The sequence below is a fragment of the Streptacidiphilus sp. EB129 genome (assembly GCF_041262645.1).
Taxonomy (GTDB): Bacteria; Actinomycetota; Actinomycetes; order Streptomycetales; family Streptomycetaceae; genus Streptacidiphilus.
This window is the reverse complement of sequence record NZ_JBGCCS010000066.1, coordinates 1-20,146: the sequence shown is the minus strand read 5'-3', so window position 1 is coordinate 20,146 and position 20,146 is coordinate 1. Positions and strand designations below refer to the sequence as shown.

15 protein-coding genes and 1 pseudogene are annotated in these 20,146 nt (G+C 71.5%); all 16 read right to left on the bottom strand.

The window, feature by feature from the left end; all coding sequences use genetic code 11:
* A pseudogene (locus ABH925_RS36225) lies at window positions 1-323 on the bottom strand (glutamate 5-kinase); the annotation flags it as partial.
* Window positions 324-460: 137 nt separating this feature from the next.
* Window positions 461-1,486: an adenosine deaminase gene (locus tag ABH925_RS36220; RefSeq protein ID WP_370155594.1), complete on the bottom strand. Its 1,026-nt coding sequence runs from the start codon at window positions 1,484-1,486 to the stop codon at window positions 461-463.
* An 80-nt stretch (window positions 1,487-1,566) separates the two neighbouring features.
* Window positions 1,567-3,039, bottom strand: coding sequence for a GTPase ObgE (gene obgE / locus ABH925_RS36215; RefSeq protein WP_370155592.1), 1,473 nt, complete (start codon window positions 3,037-3,039; stop codon window positions 1,567-1,569).
* A gap of 141 nt (window positions 3,040-3,180) precedes the next feature.
* Window positions 3,181-3,435, bottom strand: a complete 255-nt coding sequence (gene rpmA / locus ABH925_RS36210) for a 50S ribosomal protein L27 (protein WP_370155590.1) — start codon at window positions 3,433-3,435, stop codon at window positions 3,181-3,183.
* A 13-nt stretch (window positions 3,436-3,448) separates the two neighbouring features.
* Window positions 3,449-3,763: a 50S ribosomal protein L21 gene (rplU, locus tag ABH925_RS36205; protein ID WP_370155588.1), complete on the bottom strand. Its 315-nt coding sequence runs from the start codon at window positions 3,761-3,763 to the stop codon at window positions 3,449-3,451.
* A 275-nt stretch (window positions 3,764-4,038) separates the two neighbouring features.
* Window positions 4,039-7,740, bottom strand: coding sequence for a ribonuclease E/G (locus tag ABH925_RS36200; protein WP_370155586.1), 3,702 nt, complete (start codon window positions 7,738-7,740; stop codon window positions 4,039-4,041).
* Window positions 7,741-8,018: 278 nt separating this feature from the next.
* The gene (locus tag ABH925_RS36195; protein ID WP_370155597.1) at window positions 8,019-8,810 is read right to left on the bottom strand and encodes a TIGR03936 family radical SAM-associated protein; all 792 of its coding nucleotides are present in this window, start codon (window positions 8,808-8,810) and stop codon (window positions 8,019-8,021) included.
* A gap of 166 nt (window positions 8,811-8,976) precedes the next feature.
* The gene (locus ABH925_RS36190; protein ID WP_370155583.1) at window positions 8,977-10,950 is read right to left on the bottom strand and encodes a TIGR03960 family B12-binding radical SAM protein; all 1,974 of its coding nucleotides are present in this window, start codon (window positions 10,948-10,950) and stop codon (window positions 8,977-8,979) included.
* A gap of 102 nt (window positions 10,951-11,052) precedes the next feature.
* Complete coding sequence (gene rodA / locus ABH925_RS36185; protein ID WP_370155582.1) at window positions 11,053-12,255, bottom strand: rod shape-determining protein RodA; 1,203 nt, start codon at window positions 12,253-12,255, stop codon at window positions 11,053-11,055.
* Window positions 12,252-14,468, bottom strand: a complete 2,217-nt coding sequence (mrdA, locus tag ABH925_RS36180) for a penicillin-binding protein 2 (RefSeq protein ID WP_370155579.1) — start codon at window positions 14,466-14,468, stop codon at window positions 12,252-12,254. Before mrdA ends, rodA begins: the two co-directional genes overlap by 4 nt.
* Window positions 14,469-14,493: 25 nt before the next feature.
* On the bottom strand, window positions 14,494-15,225 hold the full coding sequence (gene mreD / locus ABH925_RS36175; RefSeq protein ID WP_370155576.1) for a rod shape-determining protein MreD: 732 nt from the start codon (window positions 15,223-15,225) through the stop codon (window positions 14,494-14,496).
* 2 nt (window positions 15,226-15,227) lie between these two features.
* Entirely contained in the window at window positions 15,228-16,154 is a 927-nt protein-coding gene (gene mreC / locus ABH925_RS36170; protein ID WP_370155573.1) for a rod shape-determining protein MreC, read from the bottom strand.
* A 126-nt stretch (window positions 16,155-16,280) separates the two neighbouring features.
* Window positions 16,281-17,306 (bottom strand): rod shape-determining protein, encoded by a 1,026-nt coding sequence (locus ABH925_RS36165; RefSeq protein ID WP_370155570.1) that lies wholly within the window; start codon window positions 17,304-17,306, stop codon window positions 16,281-16,283.
* A gap of 301 nt (window positions 17,307-17,607) precedes the next feature.
* Complete coding sequence (gene ndk / locus ABH925_RS36160; protein WP_370155568.1) at window positions 17,608-18,021, bottom strand: nucleoside-diphosphate kinase; 414 nt, start codon at window positions 18,019-18,021, stop codon at window positions 17,608-17,610.
* 151 nt (window positions 18,022-18,172) lie between these two features.
* On the bottom strand, window positions 18,173-18,505 hold the full coding sequence (locus ABH925_RS36155) for a DUF4233 domain-containing protein (protein ID WP_370155566.1): 333 nt from the start codon (window positions 18,503-18,505) through the stop codon (window positions 18,173-18,175).
* Window positions 18,506-18,567: 62 nt separating this feature from the next.
* Window positions 18,568-19,989 (bottom strand): folylpolyglutamate synthase/dihydrofolate synthase family protein, encoded by a 1,422-nt coding sequence (locus tag ABH925_RS36150; RefSeq protein WP_370155563.1) that lies wholly within the window; start codon window positions 19,987-19,989, stop codon window positions 18,568-18,570.
* Window positions 19,990-20,146: the final 157 nt, after the last annotated feature.

The following is a 20,146-nucleotide window of genomic DNA, read 5'->3' as shown; positions in this document are numbered from 1 at the left end:
TGCCCCACCCGCAACCCGTACCGCGCGAACGACGCCGTATACCGCGCCACCAACAACCCCTGCCCCACACTCGCCGCCGCCTGCTGCCGCGCCAGGTCCCGCGGCCGCGACAACAACCCCAACGGCGCCAGACCCGCCGCGATCGCCCCCGACGACACCAGCACAATCTCCCGCCCCGGCACCCTCGTCCGCGCCAGCACATCCACCAACGCATCCACCCGATCCGCATCCAACCCCCCCGACGCCGTCGTCAACGAGGAAGAACCGACCTTGACCACGATCCGACGCGCATTCAGCACGTCCTCCCGCAGGGTGCCTGTCACGCCGTCGCTCCAAGGTCTGAGTTCTCAGGTCTCATGGCTGAGATCTGAGGTCTGAAGTGGATGGAAGAGCAGCTCGCGGGGGTTGCGGCCTGCCGCGCAGCAATGTACGCGAAGCGGACACCCCGCTCACCGGGGTTTCAGGCCTCGGGACGGTGCGGCGGCGCGACGTGCGCCGCCAGCTCGGCGAGCAGCCGTTCGCGGCGCGGCTCGTCGACGAAGGAGGCCAGGATGGAGTTGCGGGCCAGCTGCCGCAGCTGCTCGTCCGTCAGTCCCAGCGCGGTGCGCAGGCCCTGGTAGTTGTCCTCGACATACCCGCCGAAGTAGGAGGGGTCGTCGGAGCTGACGGTGACCAGCAGCCCGGCCGCCAGCATCGCCGGGAGCGGGTGGTCCTCCAGCCGGTCCACGCAGCGCAGCCGGACGTTGGAGAAGGGGCAGACGGTCAGGGGTATCTGCTCCGCGACCAGCCGGGCCACCAGGTCCTCGTCCTCCAGGCAGCGGATGCCGTGGTCGATCCGCTCCACGCCCAGCACGTCCAGCGCCTCGGCGATGTACCCGGGCGGGCCCTCCTCGCCGGCGTGCGCGACCAGCCGCAGCCCGGCCGCCCTGGCCGCCGCGTAGACCTCGGCGAACTTCGCCGGCGGGTGCCCGACCTCGGCCGAGTCCAGGCCCACGGCGGAGATCCGGTCGAGGTAGGGGCGGGCCTCGTCCAGCGTCCGCATCGCGTCCTCGGCCGGGAGGTCGCGCAGGAAGCTGAGGATCAGCCGGGTGGAGACGCCGTGGCGCTCCTCGCTGTGGTCCAGGGCCTGCGCCAGGCCCCGGACCACGGTGCCGATGTCCACGCCGCGCGAGGTGTGCGCCTGCGGGTCGAAGAAGATCTCCGCATGGCGCACCCCCTGCCCGGCGGCGCGCACCAGGTACGCCTCCGCCAGGTCGGCGAAGTCCTGCTCGGTGCGCAGCACCGCCGTCAGCCGGTAGTACAGATCCAGGAAGGACTGCAGGTCACTGAAGGCGTAGGCGCTGCGCAACTGCTCCGGCGTCGCGTACGGCAGGTCGATGCCGTTGCGCTCGGCCAGGACGAAGGCCAGCTCGGGTTCGAGCGTGCCCTCGATGTGCAGGTGCAACTCCGCCTTGGGCAGCGGGGTCGCCTTGGGCAGCGGGGTCATCGCAGCCGTCCTCAGTGCTTCTCGTTCGTCGCTTCCCGGTCGTCCCGGTCATCGGGTCCTGCCGGACCTCCGGGGCCGGCTCAGTAGTCCTCTTCGGGCTCGATCTCGCGGCGCGGCAGCGGGTCGAAGCGCGCGTACTCGGCGGATGCCTCGTCGCGCATGGCCTCGCGCTCGCGGCGGCGGGCGACGGCGTCGCGCGGCGCCTCGAAGCGGTGGTCCTCGCCACGGCGGCCGAGCATCTCGGCGCCGGCCGCCATGCTGGGCTCCCAGTCGAACACGACCGCGTTCTCGGTGGCACCGATGACGACGGTGTCGCCCTCCTTCGCCCCGGCCTTGGCCAGCTCGGTCTCGACGCCGAGCCGGGCCAGCCGGTCGGCGAGGTAGCCGACGGCCTCGTCGTTGGAGAAGTCGGTCTGCTTGATCCAGCGCTCCGGCTTGCCGCCGAGGATGCGGTAGAGGTCTTCCTGCTCGTCGTAGCTGACGGTGAAGCCGGTGTCGTCCACCGCGACCGGACGCAGCACCACGCGGGTGGCCTCCTCGACCGGCTTGGCGGCGCGGGCCTCGGAGACGATCCGGGCCAGGGCGAAGCTGAGCTCGCGCAGGCCCTTGCGGGAGGCGGCGGAGACCTCGAACACCTCGTAGCCGCGCTCCTCCAGGGAGCTGCGGGTGATGTCGGCCAGGTCCTGGCCGTCCGGCACGTCGATCTTGTTCAGCGCGACCAGCCGGGGCCGGTCCTCCAGGCCGCCGTACTGGGCCAGCTCCGCCTCGATGGTCTCCAGGTCGGAGAGCGGGTCCCGGTCCATCTCCAGGGTGGCGCAGTCCAGCACGTGCACCAGCACCGAGCAGCGCTCGACGTGACGCAGGAACTCCAGGCCCAGGCCGCGGCCCTGGCTGGCGCCGGGGATCAGGCCGGGCACGTCGGCGATGGTGTAGACGGTCTCACCGGCGGTGACCACACCGAGGTTGGGGACCAGGGTGGTGAACGGGTAGTCCGCGATCTTCGGCTTGGCCGCGGACAGCACCGAGATCAGCGAGGACTTGCCCGCGCTCGGGTAGCCGACCAGGGCGACGTCGGCGACGGACTTCAGCTCCAGGACGATGTCACGGCTGTCGCCGGGCTCGCCGAGCAGCGCGAAACCGGGGGCCTTGCGCCGGGCCGAGGCCAGTGCGGCGTTGCCGAGTCCGCCGCGGCCGCCGGCCGCGACCACGAAGCTGGTGCCGTTGCCGACCAGGTCGGCCAGCACGGTGCCCTGCTTGTCCAGCACGACGGTGCCGTCCGGCACGAGCAGGACCAGGTCGTTGCCCTCGCCGCCGGTGCGGTGGTCGCCGGCGCCGGGCTTGCCGTTGCCCGCGCTGCGGTGCGGCGAGTGGTGGTAGTCGAGCAGCGTGGTGACCTGCGGGTCGACGACCAGGGTGACGTCGCCGCCACGGCCGCCGCTGCCGCCGTCGGGTCCGCCGAGCGGCTTGAACTTCTCCCGGTGCACGGAGGCGCAGCCATGGCCTCCGTTACCCGCGGCGACATGCAGCTCGACGCGGTCCACGAAGGTGGTCATGGTGAGGAGGCCTTTCGATAAGCAACGGGGTTGTCTGTGCTCTGTGTATCTCTGTGCAAACACTGAGGGTGGATCGGAATGTTCCGATCCACCCTCAAGTGTCAGCTATGACACGTTGTGTCCGTCCGGCGAATTGCCTGTTCAGGCAACCGGGACGATGTTCACGACGCGACGGCCACGGCGAGTACCGAACTCGACCGCACCGGCGTTCAGCGCGAACAGGGTGTCGTCGCCGCCACGGCCGACGCCGGCACCGGGGTGGAAGTGGGTGCCACGCTGGCGGACCAGGATCTCGCCGGCGTTGACCTTCTGGCCGCCGAAACGCTTCACGCCGAGGCGCTGAGCGTTCGAGTCACGACCGTTACGGGTAGAGCTTGCGCCCTTCTTGTGAGCCATCTCCCCTTGCCCCTTACTTCGCCGTGTCGATGCTGGTCACGCGGAGCGCGGAGTGGCGCTGACGGTGGCCCATGCGCTTGCGGTAACCGGTCTTGTTCTTGTACTTCATGATGTTGATCTTCTCGCCCTTGTGGTGGTCGACCACCTCGGCGCGAACCTTCACACCAGCCAGGACCCACGGGTCACTGGTGACCGAGTCACCGTCGACGATCAGGATCGTCGAAAGCTCAACGGTCTCGCCGACCTTGGCGTCAACCTTGTCGGACTCAAACACATCGCCGACAGCAACCTTGTGCTGCCGACCGCCGCTACGCACGATCGCGTACACCGCGAACCCACTCTCGTCACTCGGTCGGAGCCCCTGATGCCAGCACTCCCCGCAGTGGTACGGCAGGGGGCCTCTCCCGGGCGCGAAGCTCGGGAGGGAGTTGCTCAGGAGCGGGGCGTGACCATGCCGAATGCACAGCACGCCGATGGTCAAGGCTACGGAAGCGAGGCCATCGGGTCAAACCAGCCACATCTCGGCAGCCTCCGGACGCGTGTCGACCCCGCCACGGTGGTGCCGTGCCGGGGTCGACGGTCGCGCCAGGGGCGCGGATGGGACTACTCCGCGGCGGGGGCGTCCGTGCTCTCGCCGGCGGCGGCCTTCTTGGCCACGCGCTTGGTGGCGGTCTTCTTGGCCGCCACCTTCTTGGTGGGCGTCTTGGTGGTCGCCGTCTTCTTGGCTGCGGCCTTCTTGGCCGGCGCCTTCTCGGCGGCCGCCTTCTTGGTGGCGGTCTTGCGCGGGGCACGCTTCTTGGGGGCCGGGGCCTCCTCGGCACCGCCCTCTGCCTCGACCGGCGCGACCTCGACCGCCTCGACCGCAGCCGCGACCGGCTCGGCCTCGACGGCAGCCTGCTCGGCCTCGGGGGCCGCGACCGGCTCCGCCGCGACGGGCTCGGCCGCCGCGACGGCCTCGGGCTCCGCCACGCGGGCCGGGACGACCACGACGGCCGCCTCCTGCGCCGCCGGGGGTCCGGCCGGCGAGGTGGCCTTGCGGACCGCGCGACGGCGGGTCCTGGCCGGGCGGGCCGAGGACTCGATCATCGCCTCGGCCAGTTCCTCCGCCTCGGCCTGCACCGCCGCGTCCACCGGCGCCGGCGCGGCCTCGACCAGCTGCGTAGCGACCGGCTGCAGCGCGACCGGCTCCGGCACGAACTCCGCGACCACGGTCTCGTCGACCGCCGCGGGCTCGGGCAGGACGAACTCCAGCTCCTCGGCCTCGGCGGCCTCCTCGGCCGTCAGGCCACGGCTGACCAGGTCCTGGGCCAGCTCCTCCAGGCTCTCCTCGGCGACGTGCTCGTGCTCGTGCACCTCGGCGGCGTCCCCGCCGCGGCCGCGACGACGGCGCCTGCCGCCGGACGCCTGGCCCTCGCCCGCCTCGGCGGACTCCGCACCCGGCACCGGGCCGGCGAAGCCCTTGGGCGCGGCCGGGGCCTGCGCCATGTGCACGATGACACCGCGTCCGTTGCAGTGCACGCAGGTCTCGGAGAAGGACTCCAGCAGACCCTGGCCGACCCGCTTGCGGGTCATCTGCACCAGGCCCAGCGAGGTGACCTCGGCCACCTGGTGCTTGGTCCGGTCCCGGCCCAGGCACTCCAGCAGCCGGCGCAGCACCAGGTCGCGGTTGGACTCCAGCACCATGTCGATGAAGTCGATCACGATGATGCCGCCGAGGTCGCGCAGCCGCAGCTGGCGCACGATCTCCTCGGCCGCCTCGATGTTGTTGCGGGTGACGGTCTCCTCGAGGTTGCCGCCCTGACCGGTGAACTTGCCGGTGTTGACGTCGACCACGACCATCGCCTCGGTCTTGTCGATCACCAGCGAACCGCCGCTGGGCAGCCAGACCTTGCGGTCCAGCGCCTTCATCAGCTGCTCGTCGATCCGGTAGGTCGCGAAGACGTCCACCTCTGAGGTCCACCGGGACAGCCGCGGCACCAGGTCGGGGGCGACCCCGGCCACGTACTCGTGGATGGTCTCCCAGGCGGTGTCGCCGGAGACGATGACCTTGGTGAAGTCCTCGTTGAAGATGTCGCGGACGACCCGGACCGTCATGTCCGGCTCGCCGTAGAGGAGGGTCGGCGCGTTGCCGCTGCTGACCTTCTTCTGGATGTCCTCCCACTGCTGCTGCAGCCGCTGGACGTCGCGGGTCAGCTCCTCCTCGGAGGCGCCCTCGGCGGCGGTGCGCACGATCACGCCGGCGTCGTCGGGGACGATCTTCTTGAGGATGTTCTTCAGCCGGGCCCGCTCGGTGTCCGGCAGCTTGCGGCTGATCCCGGTCATCGAGCCCTCGGGCACGTAGACCAGGTAGCGGCCGGGCAGCGAGATCTGGCTGGTCAGCCGGGCGCCCTTGTGGCCGATCGGGTCCTTGGAGACCTGGACCAGCACGGACTGGCCGGACTTCAGCACCGACTCGATCCGGCGCGGGCCGCCCTTGACGCCCAGGGCGCCGAAGTTGACCTCGCCGGCGTAGAGCACGGCGTTGCGGCCCTTGCCGATGTCGATGAACGCGGCCTCCATCGACGGCAGCACGTTCTGCACCTTGCCCAGGTACACGTTGCCGACGTAGGAGGTGGCCTGCTCCTTGTTGACGTAGTGCTCGACCAGGACGTTGTCCTCAAGCACGCCGATCTGGGTGCGCTCGCCGGTCTGGCGGACCACCATGACCCGCTCGACGGCCTCGCGGCGCGCCAGGAACTCGGCCTCGGTGATGATCGGCACCCGGCGCCGGCCCTGCTCGCGGCCCTCGCGACGACGCTGCTTCTTCGCCTCCAGGCGGGTGGAGCCCTTGATGGACTGCACCTCGTCCGGGTCGAACGGCGTCTCGGCGGCGGCCGCACCGGCACCGGCCGGGGTACGGCGGCGGGGCTCGCGGACCTTCACCACGGTGCGCTCGGGGTCGTCCTCGGCGCGCACGGCCTCGACCTCGGCCGGACCGTCCCCGCTGCGGCGGCGACGGCGGCGACGGCGACGGCTGGACGCCGACAGGGCCTCGCCCAGGTCGTCGTCCTCCTCCTCGTCTTCACCCTCGGCGTCGGCCTCGACCGCACCGCCCTGGGCGTCCTGGCCGGACGGGGCCTCGTAGTCGTCGCCCTCGCCACGACGGCGGCGACGGCCGCCGCGACGGCGACGGCGGGACGGACGGCCCTCGTCCTCGTCCGCGAAGGCCTCCTGCTCCTCGGTGCCCTCCTCGTCCAGCTCCTCCGGCTCGACCTCGTCCAGCTCGGCCGGCTGCGCGGCGGGGGCCTGCGGGGCCTCGAAGGGCGCGGCCGGGGAGACCGCGCGGCGGCGGCTGCGGCGGCGCGCGGACGGGGACTCATCCTCGGCGGCCTGCTCGGCGGCGGACAGCGGGGCGCGGCCGGAGGACTGCTGGAACACCGCCGGGGCGGTCGGCGCGGCGGGCGCGGACGACCGGACCGCGCGGCCGCGGCGGGCGGGCGCCTCCTCGGCGGCCTCGGCCTCGGCGGTCCCGAGGTCCGCCACCGGGGCGGCGGCTGGCGAGGTGGCCCGGCGACGGGTACGGCGGCGGCCGTCCTCGGCGGGGGCCTCGGTCTCGACCGGCTGCGCGGCGGACGCGGCCGGCGCGGTGAAGGCGGCGGCGGGCACGGCGGGGCGGGCCGGGACCACGATCTCGGTGGGCTCCTGGAACACCGGCGCCTGGAACACGGCGGTCGACGGGCGCACGGCCCGGCGGCGGCCACGCGGCGCCGCGGGCTCCTCGGCCGGAGCGGCGGCGGGCGCCGGGGCCTCGACGGCGGCGGCCTGCGCGGCGGCGGCCTGCTCAGCGGCCTCGTCCTCGTCAGCGGCCTCCTCCTCGGCGTCGACGGCCTCGACGACGGCGGGCTGCTCGGGCACGGCGATCTCGGTCTGGACCGGCTCGGCCTTCTTGCGGGTACGGCGGGCACGCTTCACCGGCTCGACGGCGGCCTCCTCGGCCACCTCGGCCGTGGCCTCGGCGGCGACCGGCTCGGCGGCCGGGGTCCCGGCCGGCTGCACCGCTTCGGGCGCGGCCTCGGCGGTCTTCTTCCGGGTACGGCGGGCCCGCTTGACCGGCTCGGCGCCCGCGTCGGCCGCGGTGACCTGCCCTGCGGCGGCCGAGGGAGCCTCGGCGGCAGCGGCGTCGCCCTCGCCCTGGGGCGGTCCGGCCGGGCGGCTGGCCGCGCGGCGGCGGCGCGGGGCGGCCTTGGGCGCGGAGCCTTCGCTGCTCTCGGGGCCGTTCGAGACCTCAGAGCCGTTCGATTCGTTCTGTTCGTTGATTTCGAGCATCCGGGCGGTTCTCCCGTTCATGCCCCCGGGCGCCGCGCTTCGTCAGCGGGCGCCGCACAGGGGCTTGCGTATTCGATCGGCGCTCCGCCTGGCGGCGATGCACCAAAGTCTTCTGGGTCGAGCCAGTCTTCTGGTCATGGCTGCGCCGAGCCGCACGGACAGGCCCGTACAGCAGGGTGTCCGGGCCCCGGGTGGCTCCCAGGGGCCCTGGACGGGCGCCGACGACAAGCCGCTGCGCGCCGTGGGGTGGCGCAGCGGGACTGACCGTCCGCCGGCCCCTACGCGGGCTGCGGCTCGGCCGACTCGGATGGGAGGGCCGGTGCCGCGCCACGGTCGGGCGCGAACGGGTCGGTCACCGCACCGGACTCCTGGTCGAGCGGCCCCTGCGCCAGCCTGGTCACCCCAGCGGGGACCGGCAGCGCCAGGTCGGCCGTCACACGGAGACCGGACAGGACGTCATCGGGTCGCACGGCGGGTGTTGCGTGCCGAACAACCAGCCGCAGTATCGCACAGCCACGGCCTGCGGGGATATCGGTACTACTTTCAGGTAGTGCGGTGGCACCGGCGTCGACCTGCGGTGCGAGCACCTCCAGGGCGACCACGGCGCCGCGCGCGTCGAAGGTGCGGATGCCGTTCTTGGTCTGCCGCTGCACCTCGACGGCCTCGGCCGCGAGGAAGACGGCCACGGCCGCGCGTGCCGCGTCGGGCTCGACACCGTCCAGCCGCAGCTCCCAGAGCGACGCCTCCAGGCGTTCGACGAAGTTGGGGGTGCGCACCTCGACCGCGTCGATCACGTCGAGGCCGTCCGGCAGCGAATCGTCGAGCTGTGCGCGCAGCAGCTCGGGGTCGCGGTGGGCGCTGAGCGCCAGCTCCACGTACTCGGCCTCGCTGGCGGACCCGGTGGGCGCGGCGTTGGCGAAGCTGATCCGGGGGTGCGGGGAGAAACCCGCGGAGTACGCCATGGGAACGGCGGAGCGGCGCAGTGCGCGCTCAAGGGCCCGCTGGAAGTCGCGGTGGCTGGTGAAGCGCAGACGGCCGCGTTTGGTGTAGCGCAGTCGGATGCGCTGCACCACCGGTGCGGGCGGCGGACCGTCGGGCGTGCGGCGTGCCAGGGCGCTCAGTCCTTAGGGAGTCGGGGCATGGTTGACCTTCCCAAGGGTACGCGGAGCGCCGCGGCACGCGCGCCGCGGCGACCGCGCACCCCCGGGGAGGCCGGACACGAGGTCCGGCCGGGCGTCAGCCGTGGCTGTGCCCCGCCGTCGCGGCGGACGAGTCGACCACGGCCAGCGGCAGCAGCTTCTTGCCGGTCGGGCCGATCTGGATGGTGGTGTCCATCTGCGGGCAGACGCCGCAGTCGAAGCAGGGGGTCCAGCGGCAGTCGTCCACCTCGACCTCCTCCAGCGAGTCCTGCCAGTCCTCCCAGAGCCAGTCCTTGTCCAGACCGGAGTCCAGGTGGTCCCAGGGCAGGACCTCCTCGTACTGGCGCTCGCGGGTGGTGTACCAGGCGACGTCCACACCGGTGCCGGCGAAGCCCTTCTCGGCGGCGCGCATCCAGCGCTCGTAGGAGAAGTGCTCGCGCCAGCCGTCGAAGCGGCCGCCGTCCTCGTAGACCGCGCGGATCACCGCGCCGACCCGGCGGTCGCCGCGCGAGAGCAGGCCCTCGACGATGCCGGGCTTGCCGTCGTGGTAGCGGTAGCCGATGTTGCGGCCGTACTTGCGGTCGTTGCGGATCGCGTCGCGCAGCTTCAGCAGCCGGGCGTCGGTCTCCTCGACGCCGAGCTGCGGGGCCCACTGGAACGGGGTGTGCGGCTTCGGCACGAACCCGCCGATGGAGACGGTGCAGCGGATGTCGTTCTGCCCGGTGACCTCGCGGCCCTTGGCGATGACGTTGCGCGCCATCTCGGCGATCTGCATCACGTCCTCGTCGGTCTCGGTGGGCAGCCCGGCCATGAAGTAGAGCTTCACCTGGCGCCAGCCGTTGCCGTACGCGGCGGCGACCGTGCGGATGAGGTCCTCCTCGGACACCATCTTGTTGATCACCTTGCGGATCCGCTCGCTGCCGCCCTCGGGGGCGAAGGTCAGCCCGGAGCGGCGGCCGTTGCGGGTCAGCTCGTTGGCCAGGTCGATGTTGAAGGCGTCGACCCGGGTGGACGGCAGGGACAGCCCGACCTTGTCCTCCTCGTAGCGGTCGGCCAGGCCCTTGGCGATGTCGGCGATCTCGGTGTGGTCGGCCGAGGACAGCGACAGCAGGCCGACCTCCTCGAAGCCGGTGGCCTTGAGGCCGCGCTCGACCATCTCGCCGATGCCGGTGATGCTGCGCTCGCGCACCGGGCGGGTGATCATGCCGGCCTGGCAGAAGCGGCAGCCGCGGGTGCAGCCGCGGAAGATCTCCACGGACATCCGCTCGTGCACCGTCTCGGCCAGCGGGACCAGCGGCTGCTTCGGGTAGGGCCACTCGTCCAGGTCCATCACGGTGTGCTTGGACACCCGCCACGGCACGCCGGACAGGGTCGGCACCACGCGGCCGATCCGGCCGTCCGGCAGGTACTCCACGTCGTAGAACCTGGGGACGTAGAAGCCGCCGGTCCTGGCCAGCCGGAACAGCACCTCGTCGCGCGGGCTGCGGCCGTCCAGGCCGGGGCGGCCCTCGGCCTTCCAGGCCCGGATGATCTCGGTCATGTCCAGCACGGCCTGCTCGCCGTCGCCGACCACCGCCGCGTCCAGGAAGTCCGCGATGGGCTCCGGGTTGAACGCGGCGTGTCCGCCGGCCAGCACGATCGGGTCGTCGAGGGTGCGGTCCGCGGACATCAGCGGGATGCCCGCGAGGTCCAGGGCGGTGAGCATGTTGGTGTAGCCGAGCTCGGTGGAGAAGCTCAGGCCGAAGACGTCGAAGGCCTTCACCGGGCGGTGCGCGTCCACGGTGAACTGCGGCACCCGGTGCTCGCGCATCAGCGCTTCCAGGTCCGGCCAGACGCTGTAGGTGCGCTCGGCGAGGACGCCCTCGCGCTCGTTCAGCACCTCGTACAGGATCATGACGCCCTGGTTCGGCAGGCCGACCTCGTAGGCGTCCGGGTACATCAGCGCCCAGCGGACATCACAGGCGTCCCAGTCCTTGACGGTGGAGTTCAGCTCGCCGCCGACGTACTGGATCGGCTTCTGGACGTGCGGGAGGAGGGCCTCCAGGCGCGGGAAGACCGACTCGACAGACATAGAGGAGGACTTTCGTGTGGACGCAGGGCGGACCCCTCAGGATACCGTGCCCGGTCAGGTCACTGCTCCGGCCGAGCACCGGGTCACGCCGCCGCGACCGGCCTAGGCCGCTATGGCGCGTTGCATCTTGACCGACTGCAGCAGGCCGATGCCCACCCAGATGGCGAACATCGACGAGCCCCCGTAGCTGACGAAGGGCAGCGGGATGCCGGCCACCGGCATGATGCCCAGCGTCATGCCGATGTTCTCGAAGCCCTGGAAGCCGAACCAGGCCACCACACCGGCGGCGACGATGGTGCTGTAGAGGTCCCCGGCCTCCCGGGCGATCTTGCAGGCGCGCCAGAGGATCACCCCGAGCAGCAGGATGATCAGGCCCGCGCCGACGAAGCCGAGCTCCTCGCCCGCGACGGTGAAGACGAAGTCGGTCTGCTGCTCCGGGACGAACTGCCCGGTGGTCTGGGTGCCGTGGAACAGGCCCTTGCCGAGGAGTCCCCCGGAGCCGATGGCGATCCGGGCCTGGGCGGTGTTGTAGCCGACGCCGGCCGGGTCCAGGCTGGGGTCGGCGAAGGCCGCGAAGCGGGCGATCTGGTACTGCTTCAGCAGGTGCAGCTGGACCACCGCGTAGGCGCCGGCGCCGCCGACCGCGATCAGGCCGAAGAGCCAGCGGCGCGGAGCGCCGGAGGCCATCAGCACGCCGAGGATGATCACCACCATCACCATGGTGGAGCCGAGGTCGGGCATCATCAGGATGACCCCTATCGGCACCGCAGCCAGCGCCAGCGCCTGGACGATGGAGCGACCGTCCGGGACCGGCCGTTCGCCGGCGTCCACCCGGGCCGACAGCAGGGTGGCCATGCCCAGGATGATCGCGATCTTGCAGAACTCGGAGGGCTGCACCGAGAAGCCGCCGCCGAGCACGATCCAGGAGTGCGCGCCGTTGACGGTGGAGCCCAGCGGGCTGAGCACCGAGAGCACCCCGAGCACGGCGAGGCCGTAGAGGAACGGAGCCGCGGTGCGCAGCCGGTGATGGCCCAGCAGCACCACGGCCGTGCACAGGCCGATCCCGATCAGCAGGTTGATCAGGTGCCGGTAGAGGAAGTACTGCGGGTCGCCGTGGTTGATCTCGTAGCGGCTGCGGGTCGCGGACCACACCAGCAGCGAGCCGATCGCGGACAGCGCTATGGCCGCCAGGACCAGCACCCAGTCCATCCGGCGCAGCGGCGACTCCCGGGCCATCAGCCGGCCGACCGCGCCGCGCTGCGGGGTGTACCGGGGGGCGCGGTAGCTGCTGCTCAGTCCGCTCATGCGCTCGCCCTCCGCTCCGGCGCCAGCGCGAACGCGGCGGCCGGGGTGCCCTCGCCGGCCGGGGGCAGCGGGGCGTCGCCGGGCAGGCCGACGGTGAAGGCCGCCTGCTGGACCGGCGAGCCGTTGGCGTTGAACCGGGGCAGGGTGGTCTGCGGGGTGGGCAGCAGGGCCTTCTTCGGGTCGATGGAGTTGTCCGGCTGGATCCCGTACAGCGCGTTGTAGATGTTGCGGACCGCCGGGCCCGAGCCGCCGGAGCCGGTGCCGCCCTGGGAGATCGTCATCACGATCGCGTAGTCCTTGGTGTAGGTGTCGAACCAGGACGTGGTCTGCTTGCCGACGACCTCGGCGGTGCCGGTCTTGGCGTGCAGCGCGATCTTGTCCTGCGGCCAGCCCTGGAACTTCCAGGCCGCGGTACCGCTGGTGATGACGTTGGCGGTGGCCTGGTCGATGTACTGCAGGGTCCGCTGGGTGTCCGGCAGCTTGCCCTGGACGATCGGGGCGAGGTCGCTGACGAGCTGTCCGGACGGGGTGACCACGGCCTTGGCCACCTGCGGCTGGTACAGCGTGCCGCCGTTGGCGATGGCCGAGTAGATCCGGGCCATCTGGATCGGGGTGACCAGGGTGTCGCCCTGCCCGATCGCGTAGTTGACCTCGTCGCCGGCGCGCAGGGTGGCGAAGTCGGCGCAGTCCTCCTTGGCGACGGCGGTGGCGTAGTCGTTCCTGCCGCTGGCCGCCTCCTTGCACCAGGTGTCCTTCATCGCGTCGTAGTAGCTCTGGTGCCAGGCCCGGTCCGGGACCCGGCCGGGGACCTCGCTGGGCAGGTCGATGCCGGTCTTCTGGCCGAGGCCGAACTGGTGCGCGGCCTTGTAGAGCCAGTCGTTGGGGTGGGTCGGCTTGGTGCCGCCGTCCTTGAGCCACTGGGCGTAGGCGATGTTGTAGAAGACGGTGTCGCAGGACACCTCCAGCGCCTTCGACAGGTTGATCGCGCCGAAGTTCTCACCCTCGAAGTTCTTGAACACCCGGCCGCCGATGGTCATCGAGGAGGTGCAGGGGAAGGTGTCGTCGTAGCTGTAGCCGGCGTTGAGCGCCCCTGAGGTGCTCACCACCTTGAAGGTCGAGCCGGGCGCGCTCTGACCCTGTATGGCCCGGTTGAGCAGCGGGAAGTCGGAGGAGACGTCGGTCAGCGCCGCGTAGTCCTTCGCGGAGATGCCGCCGGTCCAGATGTTGGGGTTGAAGGTCGGCGCGCTCGCCATGGCGATCACCCGGCCGGTGTGCACGTCCATGACCACCACCGCACCCGAGTCGGCCTTGAAGTTCTGCTGGGTGACGGTGTCGTAGGTGCCCCGCAGGGTGACCATCGCCTGCTGCAGCTGCTGCTCGGCGATGCCCTGGATCCGCGAGTCGAGGCTGGTGACCACGATGTCGCCGGGGGTGGCCGGCCGGCCGCCGGCGGTGCCGATGACCCGGCCGAGGTTGTCGACCTCCAGGTCGGTGGTGCCGGGGGTGCCGCGCAGCCGGCTGTCGTAGACCGACTCCAGGCCGGCCCGGCCGATCTGGTCGGAGGCGGCGAAGGTGGACTTCCCGTCCGATCCGGTCGCGGCGTTGATCTCGTCCTGGGTGACCGGCGAGAGGTAGCCGAGGACCTGGGCGGCGTTGGCCCCGTTCGGGGCCGGGTACTGGCGCACCGCGGTGGGGTCGGCGGTGACGCCGGGGAAGTCCTCGCGGCGCTCCAGGATCTGCATCGCCTGCTGGGTGGTGGCCTTGTCGGTCACCGGGATCGGCTGGTACGGGGAACCGTTCCAGCAGGGCTGCGGGGTCTTCGCGTCGCACAGCCGGACCTTGTCGTGCACCTCCTGCGCGGGCAGGCCGAGCACCTGCGCGAGCCGGTCCAGCACCGCCTTGCCGCCGTCCTTCTGCTGCAGCAGCGAGGTGCGGCTGACCGAGACCACGAGCTGGGTGGCGTTGTCGGCGAGCGGCTGGCCGTTGGCGTCGACGATCTCACCGCGCACGGCGGGAACCATGACGGTGCGGATGTGGTTCTGCGAGGCCTGCTGCTGGTACTGCTCGCCGGTGCGGATCTGCAGGTACCAGAGCCGGCCGCCGAGCGTCGCCAGCAGCGAGAGCACCAGGACCTGGAGGATCAGCAGGCGTCCGGTGACCCGGCTGGTGCGGCCCGTCTGCTGCACTCCGGCAGACGGTGTGATGTTGGTCATCGCTGTCGCTTCCCGCCCCTGAGGGTCACTTCGTGGTGCTGGACTTCGCCTTGGTCAGGGGCGTCTTGATCAGGGGCGTCCTGCCGCTGCCGCCCCCTGCCTTGGGGTCGCCGAAACCGGGAACGGAGCCCAGCCCGGAGACGCCGCCGGTACGGGTGCCGCCGCCTCCGCCGAACATCGAGCCCTTGCGGTTCAGCCCGGTCCTGGACGGCTTGCGCGCGCCGCCCGAACCGCCGCCGGAGCCGCTGACCGGGTCCACCGCGGAGCGTCTGGCCAGCGCCATCACCCCGGGAACGACGAACGGCGCGAGCAGCACGTCGTAGATCACCGCGGTCAGCAGCAGGCTGCCGAGGCCGACGTGCCGGGCGGCGGTCTCACCGACCATCGCGCCCACCGCGGCGTACAGCACGGTCGCCGCGATCGCGGCGCCGGCGACCACCATCAGCGGGGTGGTCACCGAGCGGATGTGCCCGCCCTCCGGCCGCAGCAGCCCGGCCGCGTAGCCCAGCAGGCAGAGCACCAGGGCGTAGCGGCCCACCGCGTGGTCGGACGGCGGCGCGAGATCGGCCAGCAGTCCGGCGCAGAAGCCCAGCAGGCAGCCGCCGACCGGCCCGTACACCAGCGCCAGGCCGATGACGACCAGCAGCATCAGGTCCGGGGAGGCGCCGGGCAGGCCGAGCCGGGCCAGGATGCTGACCTGGACCACCAGGGCGACCACGACCAGCACCGCGGAGAGCAGGATTCGATGCAGCCACATGTCTAGGGGTGCGCCTTCCCTGAGGAGGTGGCCTGAGGAGCGGCCGCGGGTGCCGCCGCGGGAGCGGCCGGCCTGGGCGGCAGCACCGCGTACCGGGGGTCGGTGGGCGGCGGTTGCACCACCACGCCGACCAGGTCCAGCCGGGTGAAGCCGACGAAGGGCTGGACCAGCAGGGTGCGGGTCAGCTGGCCGGGCGTGTCCACGACCGAGGTGACCGTGCCGACCGGCACTCCGGGGACGAACGGGCGGTCGTTCTGCGAACCGAACGTCACCAGCCGGTCCCCCGCCTTGACCTGGGCCATGGAGTTGAGCAGCTCGACCCGCATCGGTCCGGCGCCGGCGCCGGTGGCGAAGCCGATCTCGCCGCTGCCCTCCAGCCTGGTCCCGACGGTGAAGCCGGGGTCGCTGGCGAGCAGCACGGTGGAGGTGGTCGGGCCGACCGTGGTGATCCGGCCGACCAGCCCGTCGCCGTCGATGACGGTCATGTCCCGCTGGATGCCGTCGTTGCTGCCGATGTCGATGGTGACGGTCCAGGAGAAGCCCTGGGCCGCGCCGATCGCCACCACCTGCGCGGCCTTGACGGTGTACTGGCCCGCGCCGGCCGCGCCCAGCAGCTTGGCCAGCTCGGCGCTGCGGCCGCTGACCAGGTCGGAGCTGGACAGCTGCTGCTTGAGCAGGGCGTTCTGCTGCTCCAGGGAGCGGACCTGGGCGCCGTTGGCGCCGGAGTCGCGCAGTGAGTGCATGGCGTCGGAGACCGGGCTGACCAGCCCCGAGACGCCGCTCTCGACCGGGCCGAAGACCGAGGCCACGACGTTGCGCGGCCCGTTCAGCGGCGAGTCGTCGCCACCCCGGATGTCCACCGTGATCAGCGCGAACGCGACGGCGACCAGTAGGACCAGCAGGAGCCGGCTTTCTCGTGTGTCCCTCACGGTCCTCGGCGGTGCCCTTCCGATGTCGGCGGCGGAGATCCTGAGCCTGGTGGTGCTGGAACCTGATGCTGTTGGAACCTGGTGGTACTGAAGCCCTGTGGTGCCGGGGACGGTCCTGAGCGGGGGTCAGCGACGGGGCTGGGAGTCCAGCACCTGCTGCAGCGCCTCGAACTCCTCGACACACTTGCCGGAGCCGAGGGCGACCGAGTCCAGCGGGTTCTCCGCGATGTGGACCGGCATCCCGGTCTCACGGCGCAGCCGCTCGTCCAGGCCGCGCAGCAGTGCGCCGCCCCCAGTGAGAACGATGCCGCGGTCCATGATGTCACCGGCGAGTTCCGGCGGGCACTGGTCCAGCGTCGTCTTCACGGCGTCGATGATCTGGTTGACCGGCTCCTCGATGGCGGTGCGCACCTCGGCCGCGGAGATGACCACGGTCTTGGGCAGACCGCTGACCAGGTCCCGGCCGCGGATCTCGCTGTGCTCCTCCTTGTCCCCGTCGACGGGGTGGGCGGAGCCGATGGTCATCTTGATGTTCTCGGCGCTGCGCTCGCCGAGCAGCAGCGAGTACTCCTTCTTGATGTGCTGGATGATCGCGTTGTCCAGCTCGTCGCCGGCCACCCGGATGGACTGCGCGGTGACGATGCCGCCCAGCGAGATCACCGCGACCTCGGTGGTGCCGCCGCCGATGTCCACCACCATGTTGCCGGTGGCCTCGTGCACCGGCAGTCCGGCGCCGATCGCGGCGGCCATCGGCTCCTCGATGATGTGCACCTGGCGCGCACCCGCCTGCGAGGAGGCCTCGATGACGGCGCGTCGTTCCACCCCGGTGATGCCGCTGGGCACGCAGACCACGACCCGGGGGCGGGCCAGGTAGCGGCGGCGGTGGATCTTCAGGATGAAGTAGCGCAGCATCCGCTCGGTGATCTCGAAGTCGGCGATCACGCCGTCCTTCATCGGGCGGATGGCGACGATGTTGCCGGGCGTGCGCCCGATCATCTTCTTCGCCTCGGCGCCCACCGCCAGGATCCCGCCGGTGTTGGTGTTCACGGCGACCACGGACGGCTCGTTGAGGACGATCCCGCGGCCCCTGACGTACACGAGCGTGTTGGCCGTGCCGAGGTCGACAGCCATGTCACGACCAATGAACGACATGTTGTTCGCCATGGGTATGTGGGGCCTTCCCGAGGTCGAGGGTGTGGGGCGGCGGGGGTGACTGAGGTGACGGACGGTCAGTCCGTGTGGCAGGCCGCCTTCATGGTAGCCGTGCGCACACTCAGCGTGACCGCAGGCCCTCCGCCATTGTCGGGGCAGACGATCACATTTCCCACTATTGGGACGCGGGTGTCGAAAGTCCGGTTCCCCGGAATCCTACGCTCCGCAAACGCGATTACCCGTTCGACATACAGTCAAACTGAGCAATCTGTAGCAGAGTCCGAGCGGGCGAACGTAAGGGTCAGGAGTGCGCGGGGAAGAAGATCTTGATCTCGCGCTCGGCGGAGCCCTCGGAGTCCGAGGCGTGGATCAGGTTCTCGCGGGTGATCGTCGCGAAGTCGCCGCGGATGGTGCCCGGGCCGGCCTCGATCGGGTTGGTCTTGCCGGCCAGCGCCCGCACACCCTCGATGACGCTCTCGCCCTCGACGATCAGCGCCACCACCGGACCCGAGGACATGAACTCCAGCAGCGGCTCGTAGAACGGCTTGCCCAGGTGCTCGCCGTAGTGCGCCTCCAGCGTGGCGGCGTCCAGGCTGCGCAGGTCCATCGCGGTGATCACCCAGTCGGCCTTCCGCTCGATCCGGCTGATGATCTCGCCGATGAGACCGCGGCGGGTGGCGTCGGGCTTCAGCAGGACAAGGGTGCGCTGGGGCATGGAACGGCTCCGGGTGGATTGTGCGCGGTGGACGACGGCCCTGGGGCCCATCATGGGTCCGTCCATCATGGGTCGTACACACGCGATCTGATGCTGCGAAGGTATGACGAACCAGGAGCGAGCCTACCTGACCAGGGAGCTCGCCCGAACGTCAGGCTGACTGCGCGCGAGTTGCCTTGATGGTGTCGATTTTCCGGCCGTAGTGCACCGAGGCCCACCACAGCAGCGCAAAGATCACACCGAGTCCATACATCATTCCCACCACTGCGCCGCTGGCGATCAGCCCCAGCTGGAGCACCCAGCCGACGGCGACCGCCCCCGGACGGCCGAGCACGCCGCAGAGCAGCACGCAGAGCGCCATGACGATCCCGGACACCGTCCACAGCGTCGTCGAGGAGACCGAGGACAGGTGCATCGCCACCAGGGCGGCGAAGCCGACCACCATCGCCTCGGCGATCAGCGTGGACGAGCAGAGCGTACGCACAGCGGGCCTTCCGGGTTGCACAGCACAGGCAGTGGGTGGTGGGGTGATGCGGGTGTGGCGGGTCAGCGGCCGTTGCGGCGGTCGTTGCGGTTGCCGCCGAGCAGGATCCGGGCCTCGCCGACGGTGATCACCGAACCGGTGATCAGCACGCCGGAGCCGCCCAGGTCGCCCTCCTCCTCGGCCAGCGCCACCGCGGCGTCGATGGCGTCGTCGAGCCGGGTCTCGACCTGCACCCGGTCGGGTCCGAACACCTCGACGGCGGCCTCCGCCAGGGTGTCGATCGGCGTGGCGCGCTGGGTGGAGTTCTGCGTGATCACGACCTCGGCCAGCACCGGTTCCAGCGCCTCCAGCAGCCCGGTCGAGTCCTTGTCGCCACTGGTGCTGATCACCCCGATCAGCCGGGTGAAGCCGAAGGACTCGCCGATGGCGTCGGCGGTGACCCGGGCCCCGGCCGGGTTGTGCGCGGCGTCCAGCACGATGGTCGGGCTGCGCCGGACCACCTCCAGCCGGCCCGGCGAGCTGACGCCGGAGAACGCCGCCCGGACCTTGTCGATGTCCAGCGGCTGACTGTGCGCGGAGCCCACCCCGAAGAAGCCTTCCACGGCGGCCAGCGCCAGCGCGGCGTTCTGCGCCTGGTGCGCACCGTGCAGCGGGATGAAGATCTCGTCGTACTCGTGCCCGGAGATGCCGCGCAGGGTCAGCAGTTGGCCACCGATCGCCATGTCGCGGTGCACCACCCCGAACTCCATACCCTCGCGGGCCACCACCGCGTCGTGCTCGACGGCGTGCCGCAGGATGACCTCGGCGGCGTCCAGCGGCTGCTGGGCGACGACGGCCAGGGCGCCCTTCTTGATGATCCCGGACTTCTCCACGGCGATCTTGCCGGGCGTGTCGCCGAGCTTGTCGACGTGGTCCAGCGCGATCGGCGCGATCACCGCGACCGACGCGTCGATGACGTTGGTCGAGTCCCAGGACCCGCCCATGCCGACCTCGACCACGGCGACGTCGACCGGGGCCTCCGCGAAGGCCGCGTAGGCCATTCCGGTGAGGACCTCGAAGAACGAGAGCTTGATCGGCTGGGTGGAGTCCACCATGCCGAGGTACGGCTCGATGTCGCGGTAGGTCTCGACGAACAGTTCCGCGCTGATCGGCTCGCCGTCCAGGCTGATCCGCTCGGTCACCGACTCCACGTGCGGGCTGGTGAAGCGGCCGGTCCGGAGCTCGAAGTGGCGCAGCAGCTGCTCCACCATCCGGGCGGTGCTGGTCTTGCCGTTGGTCCCGGTGATGTGGATCGACGGGTAGGCCCGCTGGGGCTGGCCGAGGATGTCCACCAGCGCGGCGATCCGGTCCAGCGAGGGCTCCAGCTTGGTCTCCGGCCAGCGCGTGGCCAGCTGCGCCTCCACAGCGCGGAGCGCTACCGCCGGATCGTCGTTCCAGATGTCGGCGGAGGCTTCGGGCTGCGGGTTCGTACTGGCGTCGCTCACGCGACCAGTCTACGGAAGCGCTGCTATGCAGAAACCCGGGGGCGGCCACCTGTGCAGACGAGCAACCACCTACTACCAGGGGGCGGGGGGGGGGGGGGGGGCCCACCAAACACCACCCCGAGGGGGGGGGGGGCGGCGGGCCCCCCCCCCCGCGGGG

Bases quoted from the DNA above. Each gene is read 5' to 3' on its own strand.
- ABH925_RS36220 (WP_370155594.1), bottom strand. From the start codon at position 1,486: ATGACCCCGCTGCCCAAGGCGACCCCGCTGCCCAAGGCGGAGTTGCAC.
- obgE (WP_370155592.1), bottom strand. From the start codon at position 3,039: ATGACCACCTTCGTGGACCGCGTCGAGCTGCATGTCGCCGCGGGTAAC.
- rpmA (WP_370155590.1), bottom strand. From the start codon at position 3,435: ATGGCTCACAAGAAGGGCGCAAGCTCTACCCGTAACGGTCGTGACTCG.
- ABH925_RS36200 (WP_370155586.1), bottom strand. From the start codon at position 7,740: ATGCTCGAAATCAACGAACAGAACGAATCGAACGGCTCTGAGGTCTCG.
- ABH925_RS36190 (WP_370155583.1), bottom strand. From the start codon at position 10,950: ATGTCTGTCGAGTCGGTCTTCCCGCGCCTGGAGGCCCTCCTCCCGCAC.
- rodA (WP_370155582.1), bottom strand. From the start codon at position 12,255: ATGAGCGGACTGAGCAGCAGCTACCGCGCCCCCCGGTACACCCCGCAG.
- mrdA (WP_370155579.1), bottom strand. From the start codon at position 14,468: ATGACCAACATCACACCGTCTGCCGGAGTGCAGCAGACGGGCCGCACC.
- mreD (WP_370155576.1), bottom strand. From the start codon at position 15,225: ATGTGGCTGCATCGAATCCTGCTCTCCGCGGTGCTGGTCGTGGTCGCC.
- ABH925_RS36165 (WP_370155570.1), bottom strand. From the start codon at position 17,306: ATGTCGTTCATTGGTCGTGACATGGCTGTCGACCTCGGCACGGCCAAC.
- ndk (WP_370155568.1), bottom strand. From the start codon at position 18,021: ATGCCCCAGCGCACCCTTGTCCTGCTGAAGCCCGACGCCACCCGCCGC.